Annotated in this window: 8 protein-coding genes; all 8 read right to left on the bottom strand. The window is 49.2% G+C overall.

Going from position 1 to position 6,548, the window contains the following annotated elements; genetic code table 11:
* Positions 1-115: 115 nt before the first annotated feature.
* On the bottom strand, positions 116-2,089 hold the full coding sequence (locus F4X88_11085) for a hypothetical protein (protein ID MYA56832.1): 1,974 nt from the start codon (positions 2,087-2,089) through the stop codon (positions 116-118).
* Between the two features lie 15 nt (positions 2,090-2,104).
* Positions 2,105-2,344 carry a hypothetical protein gene (locus F4X88_11080; protein MYA56831.1) on the bottom strand — a complete coding sequence of 80 codons (240 nt, stop codon included), beginning with the start codon at positions 2,342-2,344 and terminating at the stop codon, positions 2,105-2,107.
* On the bottom strand, positions 2,331-2,603 hold the full coding sequence (locus F4X88_11075; GenBank protein MYA56830.1) for a BrnT family toxin: 273 nt from the start codon (positions 2,601-2,603) through the stop codon (positions 2,331-2,333). The genes F4X88_11080 and F4X88_11075 overlap by 14 nt, the downstream gene beginning before the upstream one ends.
* Before the next feature lie 5 nt (positions 2,604-2,608).
* Positions 2,609-3,832 carry an alcohol dehydrogenase catalytic domain-containing protein gene (locus tag F4X88_11070; GenBank protein MYA56829.1) on the bottom strand — a complete coding sequence of 408 codons (1,224 nt, stop codon included), beginning with the start codon at positions 3,830-3,832 and terminating at the stop codon, positions 2,609-2,611.
* Between the two features lie 15 nt (positions 3,833-3,847).
* The gene (locus tag F4X88_11065; GenBank protein ID MYA56828.1) at positions 3,848-4,048 is read right to left on the bottom strand and encodes a hypothetical protein; all 201 of its coding nucleotides are present in this window, start codon (positions 4,046-4,048) and stop codon (positions 3,848-3,850) included.
* Positions 4,049-4,259: 211 nt separating this feature from the next.
* Entirely contained in the window at positions 4,260-4,508 is a 249-nt protein-coding gene (locus F4X88_11060; GenBank protein ID MYA56827.1) for a DUF262 domain-containing protein, read from the bottom strand.
* A 179-nt stretch (positions 4,509-4,687) separates the two neighbouring features.
* Positions 4,688-5,269 (bottom strand): Uma2 family endonuclease, encoded by a 582-nt coding sequence (locus F4X88_11055; GenBank protein MYA56826.1) that lies wholly within the window; start codon positions 5,267-5,269, stop codon positions 4,688-4,690.
* A 78-nt stretch (positions 5,270-5,347) separates the two neighbouring features.
* Positions 5,348-6,544, bottom strand: a complete 1,197-nt coding sequence (gene sat / locus F4X88_11050; GenBank protein MYA56825.1) for a sulfate adenylyltransferase — start codon at positions 6,542-6,544, stop codon at positions 5,348-5,350.
* Positions 6,545-6,548: the final 4 nt, after the last annotated feature.

Raw genomic sequence — 6,548 nt, 5'->3', positions numbered from 1 at the left:
TGCCTTTCGACAAGGCAGCTTGAATATCATAATATTGTCCAAACTTTAGTTATATTAGCATAGTCATAGGGGTATTGCAAGTCTTTTTATTTTCTCCAGTAACGCAAACGTCGTATCAACCCGGCAACAAACGATACCCAATGCCCGTAAAAAGTCCAACAACGATCCAGATGCCGCCGATGAAACACTCGCCTAACACAATCCCTAATACAAAGGGACGGAGTTTGCGGTAGAGGGTAACCCCGCCAAACTTCAGGACGGTGTATTTGAAAAGCCACCCGATGAAAAAGGAACCCCAAAAACAGAAGGACGCATAACTGGTTATCAAGAGGGCACCGATTGGGTGAAGTTTCCACCAGAGATAGTGATGTCGCATCCAGAGCATCCCGAACATCGTGGCACCCCCGAAGATGAACGAACCGAGCCGTTCCAATTCAATGCCTGTCGGGTTTTGGAGGATGCTCGTGAGTCGGGTGAAGGGGACGGTTGTGGAGATCATATAGGTCCAGTGTTGCAGGTTCACCGCGCCGTGTGTGTATGCGAGGTCTAAGGACGTATAGTAGGAGACACCCATCGCTAAAACGATTGCGATCCCCATCGCAAGCAGAAACGGACGCTGCTTGAGACGTAGCGGTTCCGCGAGTTTGAAGTTGTTCATCACACCCGGCATCAGGATCTCCCGCATATCGAACATCAAGACCCGTTCATAAGCGACCAAGGTCCAACTCGGGGCGTTCACACGGGAACTGCCGAACAACGTAATCAGGAATTCACCCGGTAGGAAAGAATAGATAATAAACAGCAAGCCACCATTTGCAACCATCCACGTTCCGACTGTCGTTATGGCGAGGAAAATCCCGAGCATAACGAGTGCCACCCACACACTCATCCCCGCCATGCGACATATCAGTGTAAGCAGTAGAACCCCTACGATTAAACCACCTACCGCCCAAACGTAAGGCAGCGGTTCGTTGGTATCATCGCTTACCCGTTTCCCAAAGATGGTGGCGAATGCCCGTCCGAAGTGCCGTTTCCCGATAAAGAGGATAAATCCGATAAAGACGAGCAGCGCACCCATCTGTTGATTCTGGTGGAAGTTCCACTGATTCACTTTTGAGCCTGTTGCGTAGATAAGCACCGTCTCCATCTTTCCGAGCAGGAAGAAGAACCAGAAACTAAACGAGATTTCGAGGGTCAGCAGATAGACGATGGCAACGATGGAAGGGTAGATAAACAGGTGCACCGTGGGCCACCATCCCAACGCGGATAGCGGTTTTTCGGTGAAGAATTGGGCAATCGGGAAATCGAGGGGCGGCCTCGGAAAGGCTGGGAAGTAGGAGTGCAGTCCCCTCAACCCGTGCAATATGAGCGGCAGGGTGAAACCGAACCACATCAGCCGCGATTTGAAGAACCGATTCAGGAGGGCACCCCCTGAGGGGGATTGCAACATTTCCTGTGGCAATTGAACAATCGGAAATGTGAAACGTTCGTGTTCTATCCACTGCTTACGGAGAAGTACTGTCCAGCAGATGGTAACGAAATAAAAAATGAGGACAAACGCACTCCACCCGACGATAGGTTTCAACCATGCCCGCCATGGGATCGAATCGCCATCGGGTAATTGTTCATAAAAATAGAAAACCGCTTTCGGATCTTTCACGACCATCCAATCTGGAAGATGCTGATGAAAGAGGGGGATCCACTCGTTTTCGGCGGTTGCGAAGTAGACTGGACTGGCAGCGAGGGGGACGAGGTATCGCATCAACCCCGAGGAAGGGATCCCCGACGCGACTATCATCATCCCCCAAATGATGAGGAGTTCACTGCCTTGTAATTCAATACCGCGTTTCAATCTTTTCAGGAGCACATTGACGCTGAGGATGAAAACCAGCATCACAAAGACAACGGCGATCGGAAGATGATTACCAGCGAGATAAGTGCCACCGACGTGGAAATCGTTATAGGGGGTAGCGAAGCATTGACATACCACTGCTCCCATACCGATGAGGACGCTTCGCAGTGTGAGTCCAGTATAGATCGGATCGGTAGTGTGTGGAAAGTTCTGCGGATAGGAGGTGGGTGATGTCATAATACAAGACTGGTCTTAAGCATCAGAATCAATGTGTGGACAGACTTCGTTGCTTTCTTTGGTAAGCCGCATGAGAAACCGTAGTGCCTCGTTCACGGAAGCAGCGTCTGGAAATGCTTCAGCAACATCAGGTTCTAATTGGATGGCGGATCCACCAAATTGCTTCCGTTCGGGTCCCATTTTTCTCACTCGCAAACTCTTCAAGTCGTACTCTGATCGCAGTTCGTCTTGGATTGTTGTCTTATCTTTCTTCATACGTTTCTCTCTCCTTGCGTGTTGCTTGTCTGGCACTAATTAAGCGAATTACATTGCCACGTTCGGTATATGCTATGACTAATAGGTTGTTCTGCCTTGATTGTCCAATGATAATATACCTGTGTTCATCATAAGAATGGTCTGGATCATAAAAATCAATATAAAGGGGATCATCAAAAGCAGTTCGCGCTTCGTCAAATGACACTCCATGTTTTGACAGATTAGATGCTGCTTTGTTTTTATCCCACTCAAACTCCATTGAAATTAGTTCCGTAAGTCAAAAGCGGTTTTCACTGTGGCTGTCTTGCCTGTATTCAGAGCAGTCTGGATAGCACGTTTATAATCCCGCAGTGGAAAAAGCGTGCTGACCAACGGACGCAAATGCGCTTCCATCTTTTGAAGGAGACGCATACCGAGGGTGAAGGTATGAATCTGTTCGTCGTTATGCGTTTCAAGCCCGTAGGTGTATGCCCCTGTTACACGCAACTGTTTATACCAAATCGAAGTCCAGTCAACGTTTTTGGGGATTCCCGGCATACCAACCAAGATGACTTCACCCCCCGCACGGGTAAAACGGAGCGCGTCGTCTATTGTGACGCTCGAGCCGATACAGTCGAAGGTAACGTCCACACCCCCCAGCAAGACCTGTTGCCCTAATTCAGGTTGATGCGATGATGCGCCTGTGAGTTCACAGAACGCCGCATACCGATCGCTATTCGGTGATAGGATGTCATCCGCGCCGAGTTCGCTCGCCAATCGCTGTTGATGCGGATATTTGGCGAAAATAATGATTCGGTTTCGATGTCCGAGAATCCGAAGTGCCGCCACGGTGAGCAGTCCGATCGTGCCACCCCCGATGATACAGAGGGTTGCTGTCCTGTCGGACGGAATTTTCAGAACACCGTGTAGCGCGCAGGCAAAGGGTTCGAGGAGTACCGCGGTTTCGTCCGAAATAGCGTCAGGGACGTGATGGAGTTGCGACTGATGCGCGAGAACATATTGACTCCATCCGCCACCTGTATCGCGACAATAACCCGTTTGAACCCCTTCAGAGATGTCGCCTTTTGTGATGTTTTCACAGTTGGCGAAGCGTTGGTTTCGGCATTGGTAACACAGCGGCGAGATCCCTCTCACTGGACACGACAGTGCCGGTTCAATGACTACCCGTGTCCCGACAGAGAATCCTTCCACTGCCGCACCTATCTCCGCGACTTCACCGACGATTTCATGCCCCAGCACAAAGGGCGTTGACGTGAACGGAGAGAAGTAGGGACTGCCTTTTGCCGTGATTGTCGCTAAATCGGAGCCACAGATACCACTCAGTCGAGTTCTAACCTTAACCCATTCAGGCGTTGGCAGTTGTGGCTCCGGAATATCAACGAGGCGTGTGCAAGAGAACGGGGACGTGTAAAGACTTCGCCACCGTTTCCCAAGATAGCGCATCGCCAGATACCGCGGGATGCTTTTGGTATATTGAATCGCTTCCACAATGCTATCTTGCCTCTATTGTGCTGAGGTATCTGGTGAATCTTCTCCGTCACGGATTACCTTTTTGCCCATTGCTTTTTCAATTACTTTAAGCAGTGCCTCCTTTCGGGTATTGAAGAAACCCCAAAAATCATCAGCACGGAGAAACTCGGCGGAGATAAGATGAGAATTCAGTATCTCATCCATTTTCGCCTCGTCTATATTTGCCGCTTTCATTTTTAGTAAATACTTTGAAGGAGCTGGCCCACCTATGCTTTGATTTGTAGTTCGCGAGAGGACAGTTTTGTTGAAAATGCTCTCGGAATCGTTGGATTCAATACCGTTCCGTTTACACCAGTCGCTCGGGAATATGTGATGAAGGTCAATATTGCTATCAGACGACACTTTGTTCTCAATAGGGGAGCCTGTGAGAAAATCAAGACATCCGCTACGCATACACATTGCAATAGCACCTTTTAACCCCTTCAACGAGTCTTGTAAGGGATTTTTTACCATCAACCGCAAGTGTCAGAACTGCTCCGATAGGGAAAGCTTGAGATACACTTGCCAAAAGACTTCGGATCCGGTAATCATCCCATATCCAGTCTCTTTGAAAGTCAGGAAGTTGTATTCTTCCAGTTCCTATATCCGTGAGTATCTCGGAAAGTAAAGGTCTATCAATATTGAAGGTACTCATCTCTGTCAATCCTTTCTTTGCAAATTATAGTAGATTCCGTAATTACTTATACACTCGTAGTGTTGTGTGGTTTTGTGAAGGTATGTCTCACGGAGACACAGGCTAAAGCCTATGCTACAAAGATGTAAACTTATTTTCGGAGTCTACTATAATGCCCGACCGTAATATTTGAAGGTTTCTTAAGGATCGCTATCAAATTTAACGCGTCTGTAGATGTGACGCAACGGTAATTCACACCCTATAGACACAAGCGGCACGACATCTTCAAGTGTCCGAAATTCTGTTGCGGTCCACTCAGGTTCTTGGCGGCGATACTGCACCACCTGCACGCTGTCTTGTGAAATCAGAATGTACTCCTGCAAAGTATCAATTTGACGATAGTGCGTGAATTTCTCGTCTCTGTCATACGTTTCAGTGGAGGTTGAAAGGACTTCTACAATAAGCGTCGGGTTGAGAAGCGTGTCAAAGACATTGTCCTCGGCCTGGGGTTCTCCGCAGACAACCACAATATCAGGGTAAAAGTAGGATTCTGTCCGCGGGACTTTCACACGCAGATCACCGGTCGCGGCTTGACCTTCTCCATCCATCAATTGGTTGTTCAGGTGAGTTGCTGTATCTAACGTGATGAAATCGTGTGCGAAACTGGCACCTGCCATCGCGATTATCTCTCCGTTCACATATTCGCTCTTTGTTATCGACTTACGTTCCAATTCGAGGTATGTTTCAGGAGTTAAGTGAGTCGGTGCTGCTGTCGTTGCCATCTGACTGCCTCCTTTGCTGGTGTTTTCACCTGAACGAAAGGCGGGACGATAGAGAACGCCCGCCTTCAGATAAATCACTTACGCATTTGCCTCGCTCTGGTAATACGCTGTCAAAATCTCCGCAACTTCGGGTCGTGAAATTTCGGGGGGGAGGGGTTGCCCAGCGGCGAGCATCTCACGCAATTTTGTCCCAGAGATCTCGAAATAATCGTCTGCATCGTGCGGGTAGTCGCTCATCATGATGATTTTATTGCGCTTTTTGCTCCATACGGTGAAATCACCACGGAAGATACCGATTTCGAGTGCGTCTTCAGGGATTGTGTCGAAAATCTCCTGTGCATCGAATGCGCCGTAGTAGTCACCTGCGCCTGCGTGGTCGCGTCCGACGATGAAGTGCGACGCACCGCAATTCTGACGGAAAACGGCATGGAGGAGTGCCTCTCTCGGTCCAGCATAGAGCATATCGAACCCGTAACCGGTGATAGAGACGGTATTTTCAGGGAAATAGTGTTCCACCATCGTCCGGATGCAAGCATCACGAACAGCAGCGGGAATGTCCCCAGGCTTTAACTTACCGAGCAGCATGTGAATCAGGATACCATCTGCATTGACTGCCTCTTGTGCGATTTTGCAGAGTCCCTCATGGGCACGGTGCATCGGATTCCGTGTCTGGAAAGCCACGACGGTGTCCCATCCGCGCCCAGCGATGTCTTCACGAATCTCGACGGCTGTGCGGAAGGTGTCCGGGAAATCTTCTCGGAAATAGGAGTAGTTCAGTACCTCAATCGGACCTGAAAGAACAGTGTCTCCGACATTTGCAAAAGCCGGGACACCCGGGTGCTCAGGGTCAGTCGTTCCAAAGGTCTTTTCAATGAGGAGTTGTTTCTGTTCTTTTGAGAGTGTCTCGATTGCCGAAACCTTCATAACAGCAATCGGCGGATTGCCTTCGACGTTCGGATCGCGTAGCGCAATTCTATCGGCGTTCTTTACGGCATCCGTCAGCTGCGCCGATGGGACGATGTTCATCACGGGGACGGGCCAGAAGAGTCCGTTCGAGAGTTTCATATCCGTTGCGACGCTTGTTGCTTCAGCGATGTTCATATATCCCGTGAGCGGTGTAAAGTAACCTGACGCGAGCATAACGGCTGATGCAGCCGCACCTGATGAAACAAGGACGGATGGAAGGTGTTCTGCTTCTTTGATTAGCTTAGCACGTTCTGTATCATCCGAAACGTAAAGCGGGTTTAAGGTTTCAGCTCCATGTGGTTTAATCATTCAA

The organism is Candidatus Poribacteria bacterium, from assembly GCA_009839745.1.
In the GTDB taxonomy this organism is placed as follows: Bacteria; Poribacteria; WGA-4E; order WGA-4E; family WGA-3G; genus WGA-3G.
This window is presented reverse-complemented; position numbering and strand designations above follow the sequence as displayed.

Coding starts and splice junctions, on each gene's coding strand:
- F4X88_11085 (MYA56832.1), bottom strand. CDS start 2,089: ATGACATCACCCACCTCCTATCCGCAGAACTTTCCACACACTACCGAT.
- F4X88_11080 (MYA56831.1), bottom strand. CDS start 2,344: ATGAAGAAAGATAAGACAACAATCCAAGACGAACTGCGATCAGAGTAC.
- F4X88_11075 (MYA56830.1), bottom strand. CDS start 2,603: ATGGAGTTTGAGTGGGATAAAAACAAAGCAGCATCTAATCTGTCAAAA.
- F4X88_11065 (MYA56828.1), bottom strand. CDS start 4,048: ATGAAAGCGGCAAATATAGACGAGGCGAAAATGGATGAGATACTGAAT.
- F4X88_11060 (MYA56827.1), bottom strand. CDS start 4,508: ATGAGTACCTTCAATATTGATAGACCTTTACTTTCCGAGATACTCACG.
- F4X88_11055 (MYA56826.1), bottom strand. CDS start 5,269: ATGGCAACGACAGCAGCACCGACTCACTTAACTCCTGAAACATACCTC.
- sat (MYA56825.1), bottom strand. CDS start 6,544: ATGATTAAACCACATGGAGCTGAAACCTTAAACCCGCTTTACGTTTCG.